This is a genomic window from Sphingomonas kyungheensis (assembly GCF_037120395.1).
Lineage (GTDB): Bacteria > Pseudomonadota > Alphaproteobacteria > Sphingomonadales > Sphingomonadaceae > Sphingomonas > Sphingomonas kyungheensis.
This window is the reverse complement of record NZ_JBBBDM010000003.1, coordinates 403,254-424,251: the sequence shown is the minus strand read 5'-3', so window position 1 is coordinate 424,251 and position 20,998 is coordinate 403,254. Positions and strand designations below refer to the sequence as shown.

Below are 20,998 nucleotides of genomic sequence, written 5' to 3'. Positions count from 1 at the left end.
GCCTCAATTCCCCGCCACCGTCGTCCGCGACTGCGGGCTGACGCTGCCGTTCACCGCGATCGCGGTGTTGCTCGGGCGGCCGGCGATGCGGACCGCGGCGGCGCCGGGCAGGCCGGGGAAGCGCGGCCACATGCCCTGCGCCAGCGCGGAGCGGCTCGCCGAGGCCTTGCGGCCGCCCTGCGCCTCGTACATCCAATAATTGCGCAGCACCGTCGTGACATAGCCCCGCGTCTCCCAATAGGGGATGCTTTCGATGTAGAGCAGAGGGTCGCCATTGTCGTGGACGATCGCGTTCCAGTCGCCGACCGGTCGCGGGCCGGCGTTATAGGCGGCGATCACCTTGGGCAGCAGTCCGCCGGTCACGCCCGCCATGTCGCGCAGGCGCTCGAGATGGCGCTGGCCGATGTCCATGTTGGTCGCCGGTTTGGTCAATGCCGCCTTGTCGAGCGGCAGGCCGCGTTCGCGCGAATAATCGGTCGCCGCGGCGGGCATGATCTGCATCAGGCCATAGGCGCCGGCGGGGCTTACCACCTTGTTGCGGAAGCCGCTTTCCTCGAGCGTATGAGCATAGACCAAGGCCTTGTCGACGCGCCAGCCGCTCGACGGCGTCCAATTGGGCGTCGGGTAGCGCGCCTCGGCGGTGGCGACGACGCCCTGCGGGCAATTGTGCGCGAGCCAGACGGTGGTGGCGGGCAGGCTGAGCGCCTCGGCGACGCGGACCAGGCTGCCGAATTCGGCCGGGTCGCCGATCCGCGCCTGCTGGCGCACGACGGTGTCGGCAAGGTCGGTCTCGCCGATCTCGGCGAGCGCGGCGGCAACGCGGATGTTCGGCCGCTTGTCGAGCCGCGCCCAGTCGGCGGCGACGACCTGCGTCGACGGGCGGCTGGTATCGCGGATCAGCAGCGCCTGTCGCGCGAGCTGGCCGTAGAAGCTTTCGGAGAATTGCGCCGCGGACTGCAGGCGCGCCTGCACGCGGTCGGGGCGGCCGCACATCATATCGGCCCGCGCCGCCCAATAGAGCGCGGCGGCACGCAGATCGACGTCGGTGGCGCGCGCAGCGACGCCGGAGAATTCGCCGGCCGCGGCGGCGCAGTCATTCTGCCGCCAGGCGGCGAGCGCACCCATCCAGCGCCCCTGGACCGCCCAGTCGCCGTCGCCCGCGGCGGCTTTCGCTGCCATCGCGCGCGTGTTGCGGTCATCGCCGGTGAGATAATACATCCAGGCGACCTTCGCCTGCCATTCGCTCAGCGCCTCGGGCGACAGGCCGGGCGTCGATTCGAGCAGCGCCTGCGCCTCGGCGCCCATGTCACCCTTGATATAGGGCTGCATCGCCACGGCGAGGCCGGCGGCGACCTCGTCGCTGCGTGTCGCCTTGGCACGGACGCGGCGCGGCGCGCCGTCCTGCCAGATCAGCCGCTGCGCCTGCGGCAGCGGCGGCAGCTCCGCCGCACCGCGGCTGCGGGCGAGGCGGGCGAGGGTCTCCGCCTCGGGCAGCTCGGGCGCTTCGTTGAGCAGGGCGACGAGCGGTTCCATCTCGATCCGCGGCGAGCCCTTGGCGGTATAGAGTTCGGCGCGGGCGATCGCGTGCAGCGGGCCGGGCTTCATCGCGTCGAGCCCGAGCTGCGCATCCTGCCACCTGCCGTCGCGGATCGCCTGGAACACCGCGCGATAGCCCTCGCGCTGGCCGGCATCGAGCTGATCGGGAATGCGATCGGCGAGCGCGGCGGCGGTGACCGGCCTCGCATCGCCGGCCGGATCGCCGGGCGCGGCGTCCGCGGCGGCGGGGAAGGTGGCGGGGAGCGCGAGCGCGACGAGCAGGGCGAGCGTGCGGGTCATGCGGGTCCGATCAGCAATTGCAGGTCCTTCCAGGCCTCCGCCTTGGCCACGGGCTTTTCGAGCAGGAAGCGCGGGTGGAAAGTGGCGACCACCCCGGTCTTTCCGCTTCTATGGTTAAATGAGTGTAAAGACCCGCGTGCCGCCGGCATTTCCGCCCCCAGAACGGCACGGCTCGCCGCATTGCCGAGCAGCAGCAGCCGTTGCGGCGCGACCAGCCCGACATGATGCTGCGCGATGGCGGACAAACGCGTCTCGGTATCGGGCGGCATCCGGCCGGCGACCGGCCGCTTCGCGCAGACCGCGGCGAGGTGGATGGTCTCGCGGCTCAGGCCGATCGCGGCGAGCATCCGGTCGAACAAGGCGCCCGCCTGTCCGCTGAGCAAGGTGCCGGCCTCGCCATCCTCCTTGTCGGGGCAGTCGACCAGCACCATCACCGCCGCATCGTGCGGGCCGCTCGCCGCGATCGAGATGCCGCGCCAGGAGACTTCCGGCACCGCATCGCCGGCGCGCCAGGCGATGAAATCGGCGATCCGGTCGGGCATCGTCGCCGCGGCCGGCGCCGCCGCGAGGGCAGGGGCGGGGGCGGGCATCGCCGGCACGACCATCGGCTCGGCGAGCCAGTCGCGCGGCGTATCGGCGACGAGCGTGTCGACGCCCGCCTCCTGCCACCAGTCGAGCGCGCTCGCGACGCCCGCCAGCCAGTCGCTATGTTGATCGGCCCCCACGCTGTTCCTTTTTGTTTCCCCGAACCTTCCCTAGGTTGACGTTTGCGTCAACTTGTCCGATCGCGATCCGGAGACGAGACGTTGTCGGGATGCGCCTGAACGCTTTTCATGCCGCCGACAACCGCAAGCACGATGCATCCAGTGGGATGCCGGGAGTGGAATGATGTCGGAACGCGAATCGATGCCCTATGACGTGGTGATCGTCGGCGCCGGCCCGGCGGGCCTGTCGGCGGCGATCCGCTTCAAACAGGTCGCTGCCGAACAGGGCGCCGAGCTGTCGGTCTGCGTGCTCGAAAAGGGCTCGGAGGTCGGCGCGCATATCCTGTCGGGCGCGGTGATCGATCCGCGCAGCCTCGACGAGCTGCTGCCCGACTGGCGCGAGGATTGCCCGCTGGCCGAGGTGCCGGTCACCGACAATCTCCATTGGGTGCTCAGCCCGACGAAGAAGACGGTGCTGCCGCATCTGTGGACGCCGCCCTTCCTCCACAACAAGGGCACCTATACCGGCAGCCTCGGCAATCTGTGCCGCTGGCTCGCCGGCAAGGCGGAGGAACTCGGCGTCGAGATCTTCCCGGGCTTCGCCGCCGCCGAAGTGCTGTTCGACGACGAGGGGCGGGTGATCGGCGTCGCCACCGGCGACATGGGCGTCGCGCGCGACGGCACGCACAAGCCCGACTATACGCCGGGGCTCGAGCTGCACGCCAAATACACCTTTTTCGCCGAAGGCTGCCGCGGCCATCTGAGCAAGGAGGTGATCCGCACCTTCGACCTCGCGCGCGACGCGCAGCCTCAGGTCTATGGCCTCGGCGTCAAGGAATTGTGGGACATCGATCCGGCGCTGCACCAGCCCGGCCGGGTGATCCACACCCAGGGCTGGCCGCTCGGCGACGACGCCAATGGCGGCGGCTGGCTCTACCATCAGGCGAACGGGCAGGTCAGCCTCGGCTTCGTCACCTGGCTCAACTACACCAATCCCTATCTGTCGCCCTTCCAGGAAATGCAGAAGTGGAAGACGCATCCGGAGATCGCCGCGCTGCTCAAGGGCGGCAAGCGCGTCTCCTACGGGGCGCGCGCGATCAGCGACGGCGGCTTGCAGTCGATCCCCAAGCTCGTCTTCCCCGGCGGCGCGCTGATCGGTGACAGCGCCGGTTTCCTCAACGTGCCGCGGATCAAGGGCACGCATACCGCGATGAAGAGCGGCATGATGGCCGCCGAGGCCGCCGCCGCCGCGATCCTGTCGCAGCGCCAGCATGACGAGCTCGTCGCCTATCCGCAGGCGTTCGAGACGAGCTGGGTCAAAAAGGAGCTGTCGATCGTCCGCAACGTCGTGCCTCTGGTCAAGAAGTTCGGCGATTTCCTCGGCTCCGGCCTTGCCGGCGTGACGATGTGGCTCGAGCATTTCGGCATCCGCATGCCGTTCACGATGAAGCATCATCCGGATCATGAGAGCCTGTGGCGCAAGGATCTGGTCAAGCCGCCAGTCTATCCCAAGCCCGACGGCGTGCTGACCTTCGACCGCCTGTCCTCGGTGTTCCTGTCGAACACCAATCACGAGGAGGACCAGCCGGTCCACTTGACGCTCAAGGACCCGAACGTGCCGGTCGAATATGACCTGCCGCTCTACGACGAACCGGCGCAACGCTATTGCCCGGCCGGCGTTTACGAGATCGTCGGGCAGGAGACGGGCGAGCCCAAGTTCGTCATCAACGCGCAGAATTGCGTCCACTGCAAGACGTGCGACATCAAGGACCCGACCCAGAACATCAACTGGGTGGTGCCGGAGGGTGGTGGAGGCCCGAATTATCCCAACATGTAAGCGCCTGATCCTCGCCGCGGCGGTCGGCTGTGCCTCGATCGCGCCGGCGGCGGCGGACACCGCGCGGCTTGCCGATTACCTGAAGGCCGGGGCGGCGGATGCCGACGGCCGCGTCGACCTCGCTGCTGCAGGCTATGCCCGCGCGCTGGCGGCGGCGCCGACCAGTGCGGCGGTCGCGGTGCGCGCCTATCGCGAGGCGCTCGCCGCGGGCGACGTCGCGCTCGCCACCCGCGCCGCCGCGGTGCTGCGCGGCCAGCCGGGCGCCCCCGCCGACCTGCCGCTGCTGCCGCTCGCGCTCGCCGCCGCCCGCGGCGACGCTGCGGGCGCGAGCGCCGCGACCGATGCGCTCGCCACCACCCCGCTCGGCGTGCTCGCGCCGTCGCTGCGCGCCTGGATCGCCTTCGCGAGCAAGCAGAACCCGGCGCCGGCGATTCTCGCTGCCGGCAAGGACCCGGTCGCGCAGCGGCTCGCCGCGGAGACCGCGGCGTTGATCCAGATCGCCCGCGGCGACACCGCAAAGGGTCTGGCCACGGTCCAGGCGCTGCGCGAGACCGGCTCGCCGATCGACCTGCGCCTCTCCGCCGGCCAGTTGCTGTTCGGCCTCGGGCAGAAGGATCAGGCCCGCAGCCTGCTCGCCGGCGACGATCCGGTGTTCGCGGCGTTGCGCGAGGGCGATGCGGCGCAGCCGACGCTCGGCTTCGGCGTGTCGCGGCTGCTCGGCCGGATCGCCGGCGACCTTGCCGATCAGGATGCAAGCGAGCTGTCGATCGCGCTCGCCCGTACCGCGCTGATCGCTTACCCCGCCAATGATCGCGTGCGGCTGCTGCTCGCCGGCGCGCTCGCCAAGGACAAGGCGGTGCCGCGCGCGCTGACCGCGCTCGACGGGATCGGCGCGGCGAGTCCCTATGCCTCGACCGCGCTGGCGACGCGGATCGCGATCCTCGCCGCCGCCGGCCGGCAGGAGGAAGCGCTCGCCATCGCCCGCACGGGGGCCGAGCGGCCGGGGGCGGGCGAGGGCGACTGGCAGACCTATGCCGACCAGCTCACCGCGCTCGACCGGCATCGCGAGGCGGTCGGCTGGTACCGCCGCGTCGTCGATGCCGATCCGACCGCGTGGAGCGCATGGCTGCAATATGGCGGTGCGCTCGAACAGGCGGGCGACTGGCCGGCGAGCCGCGCCGCGTTGCAGAAGGCGGTGGCGATCGCCCCGGCCGAACCGCTCGCGCTCAACTATCTCGGCTATGCGCAGGCCGAGCGCGGCATCGACGTGCCGCAGTCGATCGCGATGCTCGAACGCGCGCATGCGCTCAAGCCCGACGATTCCTCGATCGCCGATTCGCTCGGCTGGGCCTATTTCCTCAGCGGCGATATTGCGCGGGCGCAGCCATTGATCGAGCGTGCCGCCGCGGTCGACACCGTCAATGCCGAGATCGGCGAGCATCTCGGCGATCTCTACTGGACCCGCGGCCGGCGCTACGAGGCGCGCTACGCCTGGCGCGCCGCGGCGCTGACCGCGACGCCGGTCGAGGCGCAGCGGCTCGCCGCCAAGGCCGCGAACGGATTGCCGCCGCGATGATCGTCGAACCCGCCCCTGCCAAGATCAATCTCGCCCTGCACGTGCGGCATCGCCGCGCCGACGGCTATCATGCTCTGGAGACGCTGTTCGTCTTCGCGGCCGATGGCGATACGATCACCGTCGTTCCCGCCGCGGCGGACAGCTTCACGATCACCGGACCGTTCGCCGATGCGCTCGCGGGCGGCAATCCCGCGGACAATCTCGTGCTGCGCGCGGCGCAGGGGTTCGCCGGCGTGTTCGGCATCGCCCAGGCGCATGCGATCACGCTCGACAAGCATCTGCCGATCGCCTCGGGGATCGGCGGCGGCTCGGCGGATGCCGCGGCGACCCTGCGCGCACTCGCCCGCCTGCACGGCATCGCCACCGACGACCCGCGGCTGTTCGTGCTCGCCGAGACGCTCGGCGCCGACGTTCCCGCCTGCCTGCTCGGGCGCGCGACACTCGGCACCGGCAAGGGGGAGGCGCTTGTGCCGGTCGACGGGCTGGCGGGTATGCCGGTGCTGCTCGTCAATCCGGGCATCGCGGTCGGCACCGCCGCGGTCTTCGCGCGCTGGGACGGGATCGATCGCGGCGGGATCGCCGAGGACGGGGACCTGCTCGCCCGCGCCTGCGCCGGCCGCAACGATCTCGAGCCGCCCGCCCGCGCGATCGCGCCGGTGATCGACGCGGTGCTCGCCCAGCTCGCCGCCGCGCCTGACGTGCTTCTGGCGCGCATGTCGGGGAGCGGCGCGACCTGCTTCGCGCTGTTCGACGAGCCGGCGGCGCGGGATGCGGCCGCGGCGCGCGCGCGCGCCTGCGGCTGGTGGACGCTGGCGACGCGGCTGACGTGATCCGGCACCCTCGAACGGGTAAAACCCGCGTTCCCCTCTTGTTCTCGCGGAACAAACACCGTACATGGTGAACAGACGCGTTGCCCCGACGGCGCGCTTGCTCTAGCGAGGACCCTCCCGATGGCCGCCAATCTGAAAGTGATCGACACCGGCATGGCAACCGCAAATACCGACCGGCAAAAGGCGCTCGACGCCGCGCTGGCGCAGATCGACCGCGCCTTCGGCAAGGGCTCGGCGATGAAGCTCGGCCAGAAGGAGGCGATGCAGGTCGAGGCGATCTCGACCGGGTCGCTCGGTCTGGACATCGCGCTCGGCGTCGGTGGCCTGCCCCGCGGCCGCGTGATCGAGGTCTATGGCCCCGAATCGTCGGGCAAGACGACGCTCGCGCTGCACGTCATCGCCGAGGCGCAGAAGGGCGGCGGTACCGCGGCCTTCGTCGACGCCGAACATGCGCTCGACCCGGTCTATGCCAAGAAGCTCGGCGTCAACATCGACGAGCTGATCGTCTCGCAGCCCGACACCGGCGAACAGGCGCTGGAGATCGTCGACACGCTCGTCCGCTCCAATGCGATCGACGTGCTGGTCGTCGATTCGGTCGCCGCGCTGGTTCCCCGCGCGGAGATCGAGGGCGAGATGGGCGACAGCCACGTCGGCCTGCAGGCGCGACTGATGTCGCAGTCGCTGCGCAAGCTGACCGGGTCGATCAGCCGGTCGCGCTGCATGGTGATCTTCATCAACCAGCTGCGCATGAAGATCGGCGTGATGTACGGCAATCCGGAGACGACGACGGGCGGCAACGCGCTGAAGTTCTACGCCTCGGTCCGCCTCGACATCCGTCGCACCGGCGCGATCAAGGACAAGGAAGAGGTCACTGGCAACGCCACCCGCGTCAAGGTCGTCAAGAACAAGGTCGCGCCGCCGTTCAAGCAGGTCGAGTTCGACATCATGTACGGCGAGGGCATTTCGAAGATCGGCGAGATCCTCGATCTCGGCGTCAAGGCCGGGCTGGTCGAGAAATCGGGCGCGTGGTTCAGCTACGACAGCGTCCGCATCGGTCAGGGTCGCGAGAATTCGAAGAACTATCTGCGCGAACATCCCGAGATGGCCGACCGGCTCGAAAAAGCGATCCGTCAGCGGACCGAAAAGGTCGCCGAGGAGATGATGGCCGGACCGGAAGCCGACGACGACATCTGATGCGCGCCCGGCGCGATGCGACGACAGGAGGCTCGCCGGTGACGGCGGGCCTCTTTTGTCTTTGGGGCGCTCGCGGTGCGCCGTCTAGGCTCGCGATCCGGGTTCGATCGACGGCGTCGCGCGTCAGGCAACGAAATCGTGCCGTCGGGAATTGGCAAGAGGTGCGCGCGGCCTGAGCCGCGATGAAGGGAAGTCAGATGATCATCGTCCACCATCTCGAAAACAGCCGGTCGCAGCGTATCCTGTGGATGCTCGAGGAGCTCGGCTTCGACTATCAGGTCAAGCGCTATCAGCGCGACGCCAGGACGATGCTCGCGCCCCCCGAGCTCAAGCGCATCCATCCGCTCGGCAAGTCGCCGGTGATCGAGGATCTCGACGCCGACGGCGGCCGCGTCGTCGCAGAGACGGGCGCGATCGTCGAATATCTCGTCGAAAAGGCCGATGGCCGGCTCGGACCGCCGCCGCACCGCGATTCGGCGCTGCGCTATCGCTTCTGGCTCCATTATGCCGAAGGCTCGATGATGCCGCCGCTGCTGCTCAAGCTGGTGCTCAGCCGTATTCCGCTGATGGGCAAGCCGGCGATCAAGCGCATCCAGCCGATGATCGACGTCCACCTCGACTATGTCGAGGCGGAGCTGTCGCAGCGGCCGTGGTTCGCGGGCGACGACCTCACCGCCGCCGACGTGATGATGAGCTTCCCGCTCGAGGCGGCGCGCAGCCGCGCGGGGCTCGACGCGTCGCGCCCCGCGACGATCGCCTGGCTGAACAAGGTCCACGCCCGTCCGGCCTATCAGGCGGCGTTGGAGAAGGGCGGTCGCTACGCCTACGCCTGATCGGGGCGATGCGCGGGTGAGGGCGGCGCCCGAAGACGCGAACCTGTGGCTGGAGCTGGTTCGCGCGGAGGCGCGGAGGCGCGGAGGGTTGCGATAGGAGCGTCGTTTCCGCGTACGTCACGGCCGTCAGGGCAAACTGCCGCGTTCGCGGCAACCCTAATCTCCGCGCCTCCGCGCCTCCGCGTGAACCTCCTTTTGGATCACGTCTTCATGCCTTCGCGTGACCTTACCCGCCGGCGGCTGGACCCCGGCGAAGCGCTCAATCCCGGAACCGCGTCGTCGCCTCCGCCGCCGGTCCGTGCGAGACCAGCGGGTCGATCGTCGCCGGCTCGCGCGGGTCGAGGCCGCCCTCCCATTTCGCCACCACCGATGCGGCGACGGCATTGCCGATGACGTTGGTCGCGGTGCGGCCCATGTCGAGGAAATGGTCGATCGCCAGGATCAGCAGCAATCCCGCCTCCGGGATCTTGAACACCGGCAGCACCGCCGCGATGACCACCAGGCTGGCGCGCGGCACCCCGGCGATCCCCTTGGACGAGATCATCAGGAACAGCAGCATCGCGATTTGCGTGCCGAGCGGCAGCGCGATGCCATAGGCCTGGGCGATGAACAGCGACGCGAAGGTCATGTAGATCATCGAGCCGTCGAGGTTGAATGAATAGCCGAGCGGCAGCACGAAGCTGGCGATCCGCGGCGGCACCCCGAACTTGTCGAGCGCCTCCAGCATGCGCGGATAGGCGGCTTCCGACGAGGCGGTGGTGAAGGCGACGAGCAATGGCTCGCGCACATAGCCGATCAGCGCACGGATGCGCGGTCCGATGAACAGGAAGCCGAGGCCGAGCAGGATCGCCCACAGGCACAGCAAGGCGAGGTAGAAGCTGCCCATGAAGAAGGCGAGCTGGCCGATCACCCCGGCACCGCGCTCGGTCAGCGTCGCCGCGACCGCGCAGAACACCGCAACCGGGGCGACGCGCATGACGTAATCGGTGATCCGCAGCATCACCGCGACCAGCCCGTCGATCGCCCGGGTCAGCGGCGCGGCACGCTCGCCCACCGCGGTGATCGCGATGCCGACGAAGATCGAGAAGACGACGATCTGGAGGATCTCGTTGGTCGCCATCGCCTCGACCATCGATGCCGGGACGATATGGGTGATGAACGTGTCGAGGCTGAACGCTGCGGTGGCGATCCCCGCATCGGCATCGACCGGCGGCAAGGGCAGGTTGATGCCGACGCCGGGGTGGATCAGATTGACCAGCACCAGCCCGAGGCCCAGCGAGATCAGGCTGGCCGACACGAACCAGCCGATCGCCTTGGCACCGACCCGGCCGAGCGACGCGGTATCGCCCATCTGGGTGATGCCGCTGACCAGCGTCGCGAACACCAGCGGCGCGATGATCATCTTGATGAGGCGCAGGAAGACGGTGGTGCCGATGGCGAAATAGCCGGCGATGCCCTTCAGCCGCGCCGCGGCGGCGGGCGTGCCGTCATCGAGCCATCCGTTGATCGCCAACCCGACGACGACGCCAAGCAGCAGGCCGATCACGATAAACACAGTCAGCCGTTTGGCCATGCAGCAAGTCTCCCAATATCGCCGGCCACGGAAGGGGATTGCGACCGCCGGGTCAAGCGCCGTATCGCTGGCATCATGATCGCCACCCCCTCGCGCCGCGCGCTGCTCGCCGCTGCGGCGACGGTGCCCCTGCTTTCCGCCGGGCTGCTCCGCGCCGCCGAACCCGATCTGTCGGCATTGCGCGACATCACCACGGGCGCGACGCCGATCGGCGCGGACGAGCGGGCGCGCCGCCTCGCCCGGGCGCAGGGGCTGATGGCGGCGAACGGCCTCGGCGCGGTGCTGATCGAGCCGGGCTCGTCGATGCTCTATTTCACCGGCGTGCGCTGGGGGCGCAGCGAGCGCCCGACGCTCGCCATCCTGCCGCGCGAGGGCGCGCCGCTGATCGTCACGCCCTTCTTCGAGGAACCCTCGGTCCGCCAGACGCTCGCCGTGCCTGCCGAGGTCCGCGTCTGGCAGGAGGACGGCAATGCGCTCGCCGTCGTCGCCGCCTGGCTGCGGGAGCGGCGGCTCGACCGGTTGCCGATCGGGATCGAGGAGACGGTGCGCGTCTTCATCCCGGGCGATCTCGCCCGCTACGCGCCCGACGCCAGGCAGGTCAGCGCCAATCCGGTGGTGCGCGGCTGCCGGATGATCAAGACCCCGGCCGAACTTGCGCTGATGGAGACGGCGACCAAGGTGACGCTCGCCGCTTATCACTGGCTCGCGCCGCGGATCGAGGCGGGGATGACCGGCAGTGCGATCGGCGCGCTGATGAATGCGGCGACGACCAGGCTCGGCGGCGATCCCGAATTCGCGCTGGCGCTGATCGGCCCGGCGGCGGCGCTGCCGCACGGCAGCCGCGAGGTCCATCGCATCGCCGATGGCGCGCTGCTGCTGATGGACTGCGGCTGTACGGTGCAGGGCTATCAATCGGATATCTCGCGCACCTGGGTGCCGCGCGGCACGGCGAGCACGGCGCAGCGCACCGTCTGGGATCAGGTCGCGCACGGGCAGCAGGTCGCGCTCGACGCGGCGCGGATCGGCGCCACCGCGGGCAGCGTCGATGATGCGGTGCGGCGCTATTACACCGGCCTCGGCTATGGTCCCGATTACGCGCTGCCGGGCCTGTCGCATCGGACCGGCCATGGCATCGGCATGGACGGGCACGAGCCGGTCAATCTGGTCCGCGGCGAGACGACGCGGCTGGCCGCCGGCATGTGCTTCTCGAACGAGCCGGGCCTCTACCTTCCCGGCCGGTTCGGCGTGCGCATCGAGGATTGCTTCCATATGACCGCTGCCGGCCCGCGCTGGTTCAGCACACCGCCGGCCGCGATCGACACGCCCTTGTGATGCGGGCGCGGCTGGCGGACCGGGGCTATGCCAGATGGGATGGCCGCCTCGATGCGGCGGCATGCGACGCGCTCGCCGATCTGTTCGGGCATCTGCCGCCGGACCAGCCGGGACTGCGGATCGACCCGACGCGCTGCGCCGCGCTTGCCGCCTATCGCGCGATCGCCCCAACGCTGATCGATCTGCTCGGGCCGCGGGCGCGCCCGGTGCGAGCCCTGCTGTTCGACAAGCGCGACGGCGCCAATTGGGCGCTCGGCTGGCATCAGGATCGTACCGTCAAGGTCGCCGAGTGGATCGACGTGCCGGGTTTCGGCCCGTGGACGAGGAAGCAGGACCGGCTGCACGTCGCCCCGCCGATCGCCGTGCTGGCGGCTATGGTGACCGTCCGCCTCCATCTCGATCCGGTCGGGCCGGACAATGGCCCGCTCCACGTCGCGCCGGGCTCGCATCGCCTCGGCGTGATCGCGGAAGCGGCGATCGACGCCGTGGTGGAACGCTGTGGCAGCGCCGTGTGTCTGGCGGAGGCGGGTGACATATGGTTCTACGCCACGCCGATCCTGCACGGCTCCGCCCGCGCCGCCTCCGGTCGACGCCGTCGGGTGCTCCAGATGGACATAGCGGCGGCGGACTTGCCCGGCGGGCTGCGCTGGGCCGCCGACGCGCTGTGATCCGGCGGCGGCGAACGGCGCTTGAGGGCGGGCCGTCTCTCGCCTAAGTCGCTTGGCCTATGATCTCGACCAACGACATCCGCCGCGGCTTCCTCGACTATTTTGCAAGCGCGGGGCACGCCATCGTGCCCTCGGCGCCACTGGTGCCGCAGAACGATCCGACGCTGATGTTCGTCAACGCCGGCATGGTGCCGTTCAAGAACGTCTTCACCGGCCTCGAGACGCGGCCCTACGTCACCGCGACCAGCAGCCAGAAGTCGGTGCGCGCCGGCGGCAAGCACAACGACCTCGACAATGTCGGCTATACCGCGCGGCATCACACCTTCTTCGAGATGCTGGGCAATTTCTCCTTCGGTGATTACTTCAAGGAACAGGCGATCCATCACGCCTGGACGCTGCTCACCGGCGTCTGGGGCATTCCGGCCGAAAAGCTGACCGCCACCGTCTATCATACCGACGACGAGGCGCATGGCCTGTGGACCAAGTATCTGCCGGAAGAGCGGATCATCCGCATCGCCACCAAGGACAATTTCTGGGCGATGGGCGACAGCGGGCCGTGCGGCCCCTGTTCGGAGATCTTCTACGACCATGGCGCGCACATCCCCGGCGGCCCTCCCGGCAGCCCGGACGAGGATGGCGACCGGTTCGTCGAGATTTGGAACCTCGTCTTCATGCAATATGAGCAGGAGGCCAATGAGATCGTCGGCGAGCTGCCCAAGAAGTCGATCGATACCGGCATGGGACTCGAGCGGATCGCCGCGGTGCTGCAGGGCGTCCACGACAATTACGATACCGACACGTTCAAGGCGCTGATCGCCGCCTCGACCTCGCTGACCGGCACCGATGCGGAGGGGCCGCGGCGCGCGTCGCATCGCGTCATCGCCGATCACCTGCGCTCGTCGGGCTTCCTCGTCGCGGACGGCGTGCTGCCGGCGAACGAGGGGCGCGGCTATGTGCTGCGCCGGATCATGCGGCGGGCGATGCGCCACGCGCACCTGCTCGGCGCGAAGGAGCCGCTGATGCACCGGCTGGTGCCGGCGCTGGTCGCCGAGATGGGCGCGGCCTATCCCGAGCTGGTCCGCGCCCAGCCGCTGATCGAGGCGACGCTGCGCCAGGAAGAGACGCAGTTCCGCAAGACGCTCGACAAGGGGCTCAAGCTGCTCGACGAGGCGACGGTCGATATGGCGGCGGGCGCGACGCTCGCCGGCGAGACCGCCTTCCGCCTCTACGACACGTTCGGCTTCCCCTACGACCTGACCGAGGACGCGCTGCGCGAGCGCGGCCTGACTGTCGATCGCGCCGGCTTCGACGCGGCGATGGCCGAACAGAAGCGCGCGGCGCGCGCGGCGTGGAAGGGATCGGGCGCCAAGGCGTCGGACGATCTGTGGTTCGACATCGCCGAAGAGACCGGCTCGACCGAGTTCATCGGCTATAGCGCAGACGTCGGCGAGGGCGAGGTGGTCGCCTTGGTCAAGGACGGCGTGCGCGTCGATCAGGCCGCCGCCGGTGATACCGTCGCGATCATCGTCAACCAGACGCCCTTCTATGGCGAGAGCGGCGGGCAGGTCGGCGATACCGGCGTGATCTCGACCGATGCGGGCCTGCGCGCCAGCGTGACCGAGACGTCGAAGCAGCTCGGCCGTGTCTTCGTCCATCAGGCGGTGGTGGAGAGCGGCGCGATCACGGTCGGCGATGCCGTCCGCCTGCAGATCGACGTCGCCCGCCGCGCGCAGATCCGCGCCAATCATTCGGCCACGCATCTGCTGCACGAGGCGCTGCGCCAGCGGCTCGGCACGCATGTCGCGCAGAAGGGTTCGCTGGTCGCGCCCGAGCGGCTGCGGTTCGACGTCTCGCATCCGGTGGCGATGACGGCCGCCGAACTCGCCGACGCCGAGGCTGCGGTCAACGCGCAGATCCGCGGCAACGGCAGTGTGACGACGCGGCTGATGACCCCCGACGAGGCGATCGCCGAGGGCGCTATGGCCTTGTTCGGCGAGAAATATGGCGACGAGGTCCGCGTTGTGTCGATGGGCAGCGAGGATGGCGGCAAGACCTATTCGGTCGAGCTGTGCGGCGGCACCCACGTCAATGCGCTCGGCGACATCGGCCTGTTCAAGGTGATCGGCGAGGGCGCGGTATCGTCCGGCGTCCGCCGCGTCGAGGCGCTGACAGGCGAGGCGGCGCGTGCCTATCTCACCGCCCGCGACGAGCGGCTGCGCGAGGCGGCGACCGCGCTCAAGACCACGCCCGACGAGGTGCCGGCGCGCGTCGCGGCGTTGCTCGACGAGCGGCGGCGGCTCGAGCGCGAGCTGGCCGAGGCGAAGAAGGCGCTGGCGATGGGCGGTGGCGGCGGAGCCGCGGCTGGGCCGGAGCAAGTCGGCGGCGTCGCCTTCCTCGGTCAGATACTCGACGGCTTCGACGCCAAGGGGCTGCGTGGCGCGGTCGACGATGCCAAGCAGCGCCTGGGCGGTGCCGGTGTCGCGGTGATGGTCGCGGTGAACGACGGGCGCGCGTCGATCGCGGTCGGCGTGAGCGAGGATCTGGTGGGCCGCGTCAGCGCGGTCGACCTGCTGCGGCGGGCGGTGACGGTGCTCGGCGGTCAGGGTGGCGGTGGCCGGCCCGACATGGCGCAGGGCGGCGGACCCGATGGCGGCAAAGCGGCCGAGGCGATCGAAGCGATCCGCGCTGCGCTGACCGAAATAGCGGCGTCCGTCTGACGGAAAGGGCGGGGGAGGCGAACCTCCCCCGGCCCGATTACTTGGCCGCGCCGGCGGTGGCACCAGCGGTGGCGGCGGCGAGCTGATCGGCGGTGATGCCGACGATGACCTTGCCGCTCGCATCGGCGGTAAAGCCGGTGATCGGCAGCTTCACATCGCCCTTGGCGGTGGTCACCGTCACGAACTGCGCGTCGGCCGACTTGATCGTGCCGAGATTGGCGCCGTTGAGACCCGACACTGCGGTGCCCGGGGTCAGCTTCGCCTTCACCGCCTGCTGCGCCTGCGCCTGCGAGCTGGCGACCGCGGCGTCGAGATCGGCCTTGGTCATCGCCATGGCGAAGCCCTTGTCGGTCTTGCCGATCGACGCCGGCGGCACGGGCACCTGCGCGGTGCCGGTATTGAGGATCACCGCCTGCGGCGTGATGCTGGCGACGGTGCCGAGCGCCACGCCGGCGCTGTCATAAATGGTCGCGCCAACGGTGGGCGCGGAGGCGGTCGCGGAACCGGCAGTGGTCGCGGCGGCGCCGGGAGCGGGCTGGGCTTGCTGTGCCAGAGCCGCGGCGGGCACCATCATCAGGCTGCCGATCGTCAGGGCCAGGGTACGCATTCGAGATTCTCCATCTTCGTCGTTGTGACTTGGTAACGATGGGGTTTCGAATGCGGTTCCGCCCGCTTTTCTCGGCAAGTGGAGCCCGGACCGGGATCAACTGGTGGTCGGCAATCGTATCGTCCCGTCTTCGGCACGGCTCAGCGGACCGAAGGCGACGGCGGTTTCGAGCAGCAGCGGCTCGTAGAGATGCGGGAAAAGCTGGCCGCCGCGCGATTCCTCCCAGCGCAACGTCTCGCCGAAGCTGCCGAGATCGACCGCGACGACATGCAGATCGTCCTGACCGGCGAAATGCTTGTCGACCGTCTCGGTCAGCTGCGCCTCGGTCGATAGATGGATATAGCCATCGGCCCGGTCGACCGGCGCACCGTCGAAGCGGCCGTCGCGTTCCAGCGTCGCCATCTGCTCGCCGGTCAGCACCTTATAGGCGATGTTCGGCCGTTCGCTCATCCCTCGTCCCCTTCGTCATCGCTCTCGTCGACCTGTTCGTCCATCGTCTGCGGCCCGGTGCCGTCGTCGACGATCAGCGCGTCCTCGGCCGGATGCGCCGGGGCGCGGCCGAGTTCGGCGGCGACCACCGCCTGCGCCTCGTCCTCGGGCTCTTCCTCTTCGTCGATGCGCGCGGCGGAGACGACATGTTCGTCCTTGGCGACGCTGAACAGCGTGACGCCCTGCGTGTTGCGCCCGGTGACGCGGACGTCGCCTACCGACATGCGGATCAGCTTGGCCTGATCGGTGACGAGCATCAGCTGCTCGCCCGAATGCGCCGGGAAGCTCGCCACCACCGGACCGTTGCGGCCCGCGGAGACGATGTTGGTGATCCCCTGGCCACCACGATTGGTGCGGCGATATTCGTACGCCGAGGTGCGCTTGCCATAGCCGTTCTGGGTAACGGTGAGGATGAACTCCTCCGCCGCCTCCATTGCCGCCATCGTCTCGGCGTCGAGCGTCGTCTCGCGCTCGCCTTCCTTCCACGGCGCGGCACGGAGATAGGCGTCGCGCGTGTCGGTATCGAAGGGCACGCCGCGCAGGATCGACAGGCTGATCACCTCGTCGCCCTCGGCGAGGCTGACGCCGCGCACGCCGGTCGAGGTGCGGCTCTGGAATTCGCGCACGTCGGTCGCGGCGAAGCGGATCGCTTTGCCGTTGCGGGTGGCGAGCAGCACGTCGTCGCTCTCGGTCAGCACCGCGACGCCGATCAGTTTATCGTCCGAGCCTTCGTCAAAGCGCATCGCCAACTTGCCGTTCGACGGGATGTTGGCGAAGGCGTCCATTGCGTTGCGGCGGACGGTGCCGTTTGCGGTGGCGAACATGACGTGCAGGTCGCCCCAGCGCGTCTCGTCCTCCGGCAGCGGCAGCACCGTCGAGATCGTCTCGCCGGGACTGAGCGGCAGCAGGTTGATCATCGGCCGCCCGCGCGTCGCCGGCCCGCCCTCGGGCAGGCGCCAGACCTTCTGGCGATAGACCTTGCCGAGATTGGAGAAGAACAGCACCGGCGTGTGCGTCGAGGTGACGAACAGCGAGGTGATCGCATCCTCGTCCTTGGTCGCCATGCCGGCGCGCCCCTTGCCGCCGCGCTTCTGCGCGCGGAAGGTGTCGAGCGGGGTGCGCTTGATATAGCCCTGCACCGTGACGGTGACGACCATGTCCTCGCGCTCGATCAGATCCTCGTCGTCGATGCCGTCGGCGGCCGCGGCGATCTCGGTGCGGCGCGGGGTCGCGAAGATGGCGCGGACGTCGACCAGCTCCTCGCGCATCACCTCGTACAGCCGCTTGCGGTTGCCGAGGATTTCCAGCAGCGCCGCGATCGAATCGGCGAGGCCCTTGAGCTCGTCGCCGATCTCGTCGCGGCCAAGCGCGGTGAGGCGATGCAGGCGCAGGTCGAGAATCGCGCGCACCTGCGTGTCCGACAGGCGATAGCCGTCACCGACCTGCGTGCCCTCGACCGCCTCGACAAGGCTGAGATAGGGCGCGATCTCGGCGATCGGCCATTCGCGCGCGAGCAGGGCGGCGCGCGCCTCCGCCGGGCTCGACGACCCGCGGATGATCCGCACCACCTCGTCGAGATTGGTGACCGCGATCACCAGACCGAGCAGGATATGGGCGCGGTCGCGCGCCTTGTTGAGCTCGAACTTCGAGCGTCGGGTGATGACCTGTTCGCGGAACTGGACGAAGGCCTGGATGATGTCGCGGAGGTTGAGCGTCTCCGGCCGGCCGCCGCGGATCGCGAGCATGTTGGCGGGGAAGGAGCCCTGCGCCGGCGTATGCCGCCACAGCTGGTTAAGCACCACCTCCGGCGTCGCGTCGCGCTTGAGGTCGATGACGATCCGCACGCCCTCGCGGTTCGATTCGTCGCGGATGTCGCTGACGCCCTCGATGCGCTTGTCCTTGGCGGCCTCGGCGATCTTCTCGACCAGCGCGTTCTTGCCCTGCTGGAAGGGGATTTCGGTGAGCACGATCGAGGTGCGGTCGCCGCGCGCCGTCTCGATCTTGTGGCGCGAACGCACGATGATCGAGCCGCGGCCGGTATTGTAGGCCGAACGCGCGCCGGCGCGGCCGAGGATGATCGCGCCGGTCGGGAAGTCCGGTCCGGGAACGATCTCCATCAGCTCCTCGATGGTGATCGGCTCGCCGCCGCTCACCGACCGGTCGATATAGGCGAGGCAGGCGTCGACCACTTCGCCGAGATTGTGCGGCGGGATGTTGGTCGCCATGCCGACCGCGATGCCGCCGGCGCCGTTGACCAGCAGGTTGGGGAAGCGTGCCGGCAGCACCTGCGGCTCGCGCTCGCTGGCGTCGTAATTGGGCTGGAAGTCGACGGTATCCTTGTCGAGATCCTCCATCAGGTAATTGGCCGCGCGGGCAAGGCGCGCCTCGGTGTAGCGCATCGCGGCGGGCGGATCGGGATCCATCGAGCCGAAATTGCCCTGACCGTCGATCAGCGGCAGCCGCATCGACCAGTCCTGCGTCATCCGCGCCAAAGCGTCGTAGATCGCGGTGTCGCCGTGCGGGTGATATTTACCGATCACGTCACCGACGATGCGCGCCGACTTGCGATAGGGGCGATTGAACAGGAAGCCGTTTTCCTGCGCCGAGAAGAGGATGCGGCGATGCACCGGCTTGAGGCCGTCGCGGACGTCGGGCAGCGCGCGCGCCACGATGACGCTCATCGCATAGTCGAGGTAGCTCGACTTCATCTCGTCGACGATGGAGATCGTCGCAATATCGGAGGGTTCGGCGAGGCTGGTCTCGTCGGCCAAGGCTATACGCTTTCGGATTGTTACACGGGTGTGCCGATCTTGTAGGCACCTCGCGACCGAAAGTCACGCGCGCACACGCGCGCGCGTGACGATAGAGCCTTTGTGTTACTTCTTGCAGGCGGCCTTGGTGGCGTTGCCCGCCTTGCTGCAATCATAGGTCACCGTCTTGCCGGTGCTGGTCTTGGTGGTCACCATCCGGCCCTTGGTCCCGGCGGTGGTGCGCGTCGTCGTCTTCGTCATCGTGGTCGGACGCGCCGCGGGGGTCTTGGTCGTGGTGGTGCGGCTGGTCATCGTCGTCTTGGCGCTGGTCGCGGTCTGCGCGCCGGTCGCGAAGGCGGCGGAGCCACAGAAGAGCGCGGCCGCCGTCAGGATGGCAACGGGCAAGGATTTGGTCATGACATCATCTCCCACCGGCCGACGCGGGATCGCGTCGCCTTGATGAGGACGATGCGCGCGATGCGCTGACGTGCCAATGGCCGGACGATGACGATTCTGTCATCTCCGCGCCGCGGCGGCATGGCTCAGGGCGCTACTTCCTTGCCTTCGAAATCGAACAGCTTGCCGCTGTCGGTCACGCCGAGGCCGTCGATCACGTCGAGCAATTGCGAGGCGGCGCGATCGGGGGTGAACAGCGTGCCGGGGCGCACGTTCGCCTGGAACGGCTTGGACAAAGCGGTATCGACCGTACCGGGATGCAGCCCGACGAGGATCGCCCGATCGTTGCGCCGCCGCTCCTCGACGCTCAGCGTCCGCACCAGCTGGTTGAGCGCCGCCTTGGCCATGCGATAGCCGTACCAGCCGCCCAGCCGATTGTCGGAGATGCTGCCGATCCGCGCCGACAGCACCGCAAAGACCGTCCGCCCCTGTTTGGGCATCAGCGGCAGCAGATGCTTGGCGACCAGGGCAGGGCCGATCGCGTTGACGCGCAGCACCGTCTCCAGCCACGCCGGATCGAAGTCGCGATAGCTCTTCTCCGGCCCGTGGCGGGCGTCGTGGAGCAGGCCGGTGGCGAGGATGACTAGCGACGGCGGTGGGCCGGCGGCGATGCGCGCCGCGGCGGCGGCGACGCTCGCCTCGTCGGTGATGTCGATCGGCGCCTCGCCCGATCGCGACAGCGCATGGACCGGCGCATAGCTCGCCTCGTCGACCAGCGCCGCATGCAGCGCCGCGCCGATCCCGCCCGACGCGCCGATCACCACCGCCGCGCTCATCGCGCGAACCGCCAGACATCGTCGCCGCTCGCCGCCGCGTCGAAGACGTAGCCGTCGCTGTCGAAGCCGCGCATGTCGTCGATCCGGGTGATGCGATGCTCGACCATCCAGCGCGCCATCATCCCGCGCGCCTTCTTGGCGTGGAAGCTGACGAAGCGGTCGCCGTCGCGGAAGTCGATGGCTACGACGCGGATGCCGGCGGGCAGATGGCCGCCGACGCCCGCCCAATATTCCTGGCTGGCGAGGTTGAGGACGACGCCCTCGCCCTCTTCGGCGAGATCGGCGGCGAGCGCCTTGGCGATCCGGTCGCCCCACCAGTCGGTCAGCTTGGTCTTCCGCGGCGCCCAGCGCGTGCCCATCTCCAGCCGGTACGGCCGCATCAGATCGAGCGGGCGCAGCATGCCATAGAGGCCGGAGAGCAGCCGCAGATGATCCTGCGCGAAGGGGAGCGCTTCCTCGGGCAGGGTCTTGACGTCGAACCCGGTATAGACGTCGCCGTCGAAGGCGAAGATCGCCGGCCGCTCTGGCGCGTCGGGGAAGTCGCGGAAGCGGTCGGCGTTGAGCTTGGCGAGCGCCGGCGAGATATGCATCAGTTCGGCAAGCTTCTTCTGCGTCAGATGCGCCGCCGCGGCCGCCAGCGTCTCCGCCTCGGCGGCGAAGCGCGGCCGGGTCGGGGTGAGGGCGGGGAGGGGCGACTCATAGTCGAGCGTCTTGGCGGGGGAGAGCAGGGCGATCATCGCCGGTCGCGGTAGCGGCCCCGCCGCCGCCGTTCAATCGCCGTTCAGTGCCGCCGGGGCAGACACCGCACGGCATCTGCTTG

General features: G+C 69.3%; 17 protein-coding genes. 8 read left to right on the top strand and 9 right to left on the bottom strand.

Annotated elements, in window-relative coordinates; translation table 11 throughout:
* Positions 1 to 3: 3 nt before the first annotated feature.
* Together V8201_RS09760 and V8201_RS09755 are read right to left on the bottom strand one after the other, a co-directional pair.
* On the bottom strand, positions 4 to 1,836 hold the full coding sequence (locus V8201_RS09760; RefSeq protein ID WP_336545159.1) for a lytic transglycosylase domain-containing protein: 1,833 nt from the start codon (positions 1,834 to 1,836) through the stop codon (positions 4 to 6).
* Positions 1,833 to 2,561 (bottom strand): uracil-DNA glycosylase, encoded by a 729-nt coding sequence (locus V8201_RS09755; RefSeq protein ID WP_336545158.1) that lies wholly within the window; start codon positions 2,559 to 2,561, stop codon positions 1,833 to 1,835. Before V8201_RS09755 ends, V8201_RS09760 begins: the two co-directional genes overlap by 4 nt.
* Positions 2,562 to 2,724: 163 nt before the next feature.
* On the opposite strand from V8201_RS09755, the gene V8201_RS09750 reads away from it, so the two are divergent.
* The 5 genes from V8201_RS09750 (at position 2,725) to V8201_RS09730 (ending at position 8,810) form a co-directional block, all read left to right on the top strand.
* Positions 2,725 to 4,377 (top strand): electron transfer flavoprotein-ubiquinone oxidoreductase, encoded by a 1,653-nt coding sequence (locus tag V8201_RS09750; RefSeq protein WP_336545157.1) that lies wholly within the window; start codon positions 2,725 to 2,727, stop codon positions 4,375 to 4,377.
* Positions 4,349 to 5,953, top strand: coding sequence for a tetratricopeptide repeat protein (locus V8201_RS09745; RefSeq protein WP_336545156.1), 1,605 nt, complete (start codon positions 4,349 to 4,351; stop codon positions 5,951 to 5,953). Before V8201_RS09750 ends, V8201_RS09745 begins: the two co-directional genes overlap by 29 nt.
* On the top strand, positions 5,950 to 6,783 hold the full coding sequence (locus V8201_RS09740; RefSeq protein WP_336545155.1) for a 4-(cytidine 5'-diphospho)-2-C-methyl-D-erythritol kinase: 834 nt from the start codon (positions 5,950 to 5,952) through the stop codon (positions 6,781 to 6,783). The genes V8201_RS09745 and V8201_RS09740 overlap by 4 nt, the downstream gene beginning before the upstream one ends.
* 120 nt (positions 6,784 to 6,903) lie before the next feature.
* Positions 6,904 to 7,977: a recombinase RecA gene (recA, locus tag V8201_RS09735; protein ID WP_037536277.1), complete on the top strand. Its 1,074-nt coding sequence runs from the start codon at positions 6,904 to 6,906 to the stop codon at positions 7,975 to 7,977.
* A 197-nt stretch (positions 7,978 to 8,174) separates the two neighbouring features.
* Positions 8,175 to 8,810, top strand: a complete 636-nt coding sequence (locus V8201_RS09730) for a glutathione S-transferase family protein (protein WP_271300877.1) — start codon at positions 8,175 to 8,177, stop codon at positions 8,808 to 8,810.
* Between the two features lie 259 nt (positions 8,811 to 9,069).
* Here the strand turns inward: V8201_RS09730 and V8201_RS09725 are convergent, their stop codons facing one another.
* Positions 9,070 to 10,383, bottom strand: coding sequence for a dicarboxylate/amino acid:cation symporter (locus V8201_RS09725; protein WP_336545154.1), 1,314 nt, complete (start codon positions 10,381 to 10,383; stop codon positions 9,070 to 9,072).
* A gap of 75 nt (positions 10,384 to 10,458) precedes the next feature.
* Between V8201_RS09725 and V8201_RS09720 the strand changes: the two genes are divergently transcribed.
* The 3 genes from V8201_RS09720 to alaS are packed head-to-tail and all read left to right on the top strand — an operon-like array spanning position 10,459 to position 15,100.
* Complete coding sequence (locus tag V8201_RS09720) at positions 10,459 to 11,715, top strand: M24 family metallopeptidase (protein WP_336545153.1); 1,257 nt, start codon at positions 10,459 to 10,461, stop codon at positions 11,713 to 11,715.
* Entirely contained in the window at positions 11,715 to 12,383 is a 669-nt protein-coding gene (locus V8201_RS09715) for a phytanoyl-CoA dioxygenase family protein (RefSeq protein WP_336545152.1), read from the top strand. Before V8201_RS09720 ends, V8201_RS09715 begins: the two co-directional genes overlap by 1 nt.
* Before the next feature lie 59 nt (positions 12,384 to 12,442).
* The gene (gene alaS, locus V8201_RS09710) at positions 12,443 to 15,100 is read left to right on the top strand and encodes an alanine--tRNA ligase (protein ID WP_336545151.1); all 2,658 of its coding nucleotides are present in this window, start codon (positions 12,443 to 12,445) and stop codon (positions 15,098 to 15,100) included.
* 37 nt (positions 15,101 to 15,137) lie between these two features.
* Here the strand turns inward: alaS and V8201_RS09705 are convergent, their stop codons facing one another.
* The 6 genes from V8201_RS09705 to yaaA all read right to left on the bottom strand — a co-directional run bounded on the left by V8201_RS09705 (position 15,138) and on the right by yaaA (position 20,915).
* Positions 15,138 to 15,707, bottom strand: coding sequence for a hypothetical protein (locus tag V8201_RS09705; protein WP_037536291.1), 570 nt, complete (start codon positions 15,705 to 15,707; stop codon positions 15,138 to 15,140).
* Between the two features lie 96 nt (positions 15,708 to 15,803).
* Entirely contained in the window at positions 15,804 to 16,157 is a 354-nt protein-coding gene (locus V8201_RS09700; protein WP_336545150.1) for a DUF952 domain-containing protein, read from the bottom strand.
* A complete protein-coding gene (gyrA, locus tag V8201_RS09695) occupies positions 16,154 to 18,967 on the bottom strand; it encodes a DNA gyrase subunit A (RefSeq protein WP_037536295.1) in 2,814 nt (937 codons plus the stop codon). The genes V8201_RS09700 and gyrA overlap by 4 nt, the downstream gene beginning before the upstream one ends.
* A 105-nt stretch (positions 18,968 to 19,072) precedes the next feature.
* A complete protein-coding gene (locus V8201_RS09690) occupies positions 19,073 to 19,363 on the bottom strand; it encodes a hypothetical protein (RefSeq protein WP_336545149.1) in 291 nt (96 codons plus the stop codon).
* A gap of 125 nt (positions 19,364 to 19,488) precedes the next feature.
* Positions 19,489 to 20,178: an SDR family oxidoreductase gene (locus V8201_RS09685; protein ID WP_336545148.1), complete on the bottom strand. Its 690-nt coding sequence runs from the start codon at positions 20,176 to 20,178 to the stop codon at positions 19,489 to 19,491.
* Positions 20,175 to 20,915, bottom strand: coding sequence for a peroxide stress protein YaaA (gene yaaA / locus V8201_RS09680; protein ID WP_037536300.1), 741 nt, complete (start codon positions 20,913 to 20,915; stop codon positions 20,175 to 20,177). The genes V8201_RS09685 and yaaA overlap by 4 nt, the downstream gene beginning before the upstream one ends.
* Between the last annotated feature and the right edge of the window lie 83 nt (positions 20,916 to 20,998).

Bases quoted from the DNA above. Each gene is read 5' to 3' on its own strand.
- alaS (WP_336545151.1), top strand. From the start codon at position 12,443: ATGATCTCGACCAACGACATCCGCCGCGGCTTCCTCGACTATTTTGCA.
- recA (WP_037536277.1), top strand. From the start codon at position 6,904: ATGGCCGCCAATCTGAAAGTGATCGACACCGGCATGGCAACCGCAAAT.
- V8201_RS09715 (WP_336545152.1), top strand. From the start codon at position 11,715: ATGCGGGCGCGGCTGGCGGACCGGGGCTATGCCAGATGGGATGGCCGC.
- yaaA (WP_037536300.1), bottom strand. From the start codon at position 20,915: ATGATCGCCCTGCTCTCCCCCGCCAAGACGCTCGACTATGAGTCGCCC.
- V8201_RS09690 (WP_336545149.1), bottom strand. From the start codon at position 19,363: ATGACCAAATCCTTGCCCGTTGCCATCCTGACGGCGGCCGCGCTCTTC.
- V8201_RS09725 (WP_336545154.1), bottom strand. From the start codon at position 10,383: ATGGCCAAACGGCTGACTGTGTTTATCGTGATCGGCCTGCTGCTTGGC.
- V8201_RS09700 (WP_336545150.1), bottom strand. From the start codon at position 16,157: ATGAGCGAACGGCCGAACATCGCCTATAAGGTGCTGACCGGCGAGCAG.
- V8201_RS09730 (WP_271300877.1), top strand. From the start codon at position 8,175: ATGATCATCGTCCACCATCTCGAAAACAGCCGGTCGCAGCGTATCCTG.
- V8201_RS09685 (WP_336545148.1), bottom strand. From the start codon at position 20,178: ATGAGCGCGGCGGTGGTGATCGGCGCGTCGGGCGGGATCGGCGCGGCG.
- V8201_RS09705 (WP_037536291.1), bottom strand. From the start codon at position 15,707: ATGCGTACCCTGGCCCTGACGATCGGCAGCCTGATGATGGTGCCCGCC.
- V8201_RS09760 (WP_336545159.1), bottom strand. From the start codon at position 1,836: ATGACCCGCACGCTCGCCCTGCTCGTCGCGCTCGCGCTCCCCGCCACC.
- V8201_RS09750 (WP_336545157.1), top strand. From the start codon at position 2,725: ATGTCGGAACGCGAATCGATGCCCTATGACGTGGTGATCGTCGGCGCC.
- V8201_RS09740 (WP_336545155.1), top strand. From the start codon at position 5,950: ATGATCGTCGAACCCGCCCCTGCCAAGATCAATCTCGCCCTGCACGTG.
- V8201_RS09720 (WP_336545153.1), top strand. From the start codon at position 10,459: ATGATCGCCACCCCCTCGCGCCGCGCGCTGCTCGCCGCTGCGGCGACG.